The organism is Paraburkholderia unamae, assembly GCF_003096875.1.
GTDB lineage: Bacteria > Pseudomonadota > Gammaproteobacteria > Burkholderiales > Burkholderiaceae > Paraburkholderia > Paraburkholderia unamae.
The window spans coordinates 1-1,078 of sequence record NZ_QEOB01000077.1; the positions used below are offsets into that span (position 1 = coordinate 1).

A 1,078-nucleotide genomic window follows, 5' to 3' on the forward strand; every position below is an offset into this window, starting at 1 on the left:
TTCGGCGTTATGAGCCGCGTATTCGCTCTGTGCGCGTGGCCATACCTGGAGAAACGCTCGGCGCACAGCGCTGGCATCGCATGCGTCAATGGGTCGAATCAAACATCGTTAAAGCCAACCCTTCAATCGTGAGATGAACATGAGCAACATCGCGAATCAGCCACGGCACTTGGGCATCAGACTGCGCGTCGCGCGCACACGAGCGGGACTGTCACAGGAACATCTGGCCAAGCAGATTGGGCTGGAGAGCCACTATCTGCTGTCCCGCTGGGAGTGTGGTCGCCAGTACCCGAAGTTCGCGCAGATCGTCGCGCTTGCCGGCGAGCTGAACGTCGACGTTGGCTGGCTCGCGGGCCGCACGAAAGCGGCTCCATACGCGTATGAGGTGACCAACGAATTCGGCGATCTGGAGTTGATCTATGCCGCCGGAGCCTCTCCCGAAGATCTTGCGCGGCCGCACAAAGCGCTTTTCGCGCATTGACCGCCGGATATCGCATAACACGAGGATTGAACTGCAATGAACGAGCAACTTCTCCCGTGCGCTTTCTGCGGCTGCACGAAAGTTCCGGTGCGCCAAGGCAATGGCATTCGCGACTACTGGCTGGAGTGTACCGATTGTGGAGCGAGCACGAAGCTGCGGGAAGACGGCGCGGGCAATGAAAGGGATTGGAATCGTCGCCCTGCAGCCGCTCTCGCCCCTTCCGATGCGGCAGCGCAGCCGTCGCTGACTGATGAGCAGATATTCCTCATCGCCGCTGACTTTCGAATCCATTCGATTCATGGTGTATCGATTGAAGAGTTCGATTGCATCGGGTTCGCACGCGAGCTTCTAGAAGGCGCCCATGCCCCTATCGCTGCCGCATCTGCGGCAGCGTCGAGCGACGAACGCGAGGCACTCGATCTTCTTCGCTATCACATGGCCAGTATCACGGCAACGCTGAGGAAAGGTGATCCGGAACTAATGCGAAAGCGCGTTCTGGCAGCTTGGGAGGAAACCAAGACCAACGCGGTAATTATTGGCGCCCCCGTTACGCTCGCCGCCCCTACGCCTACCGTCGCCGCAAATGCGGCAGCGCCG

General features: G+C 59.6%; 2 protein-coding genes. Both read left to right on the plus strand.

Annotated elements, in window-relative coordinates:
• Nucleotides 1–139: 139 nt before the first annotated feature.
• Nucleotides 140–481, plus strand: a complete 342-nt coding sequence (locus C7402_RS46130; RefSeq protein ID WP_165842148.1) for a helix-turn-helix domain-containing protein — start codon at nucleotides 140–142, stop codon at nucleotides 479–481.
• A gap of 36 nt (nucleotides 482–517) precedes the next feature.
• Nucleotides 518–1,078 (plus strand): Lar family restriction alleviation protein (locus tag C7402_RS46135; protein WP_133254684.1); only part of this gene is annotated, 561 nt, incomplete at its 3' end.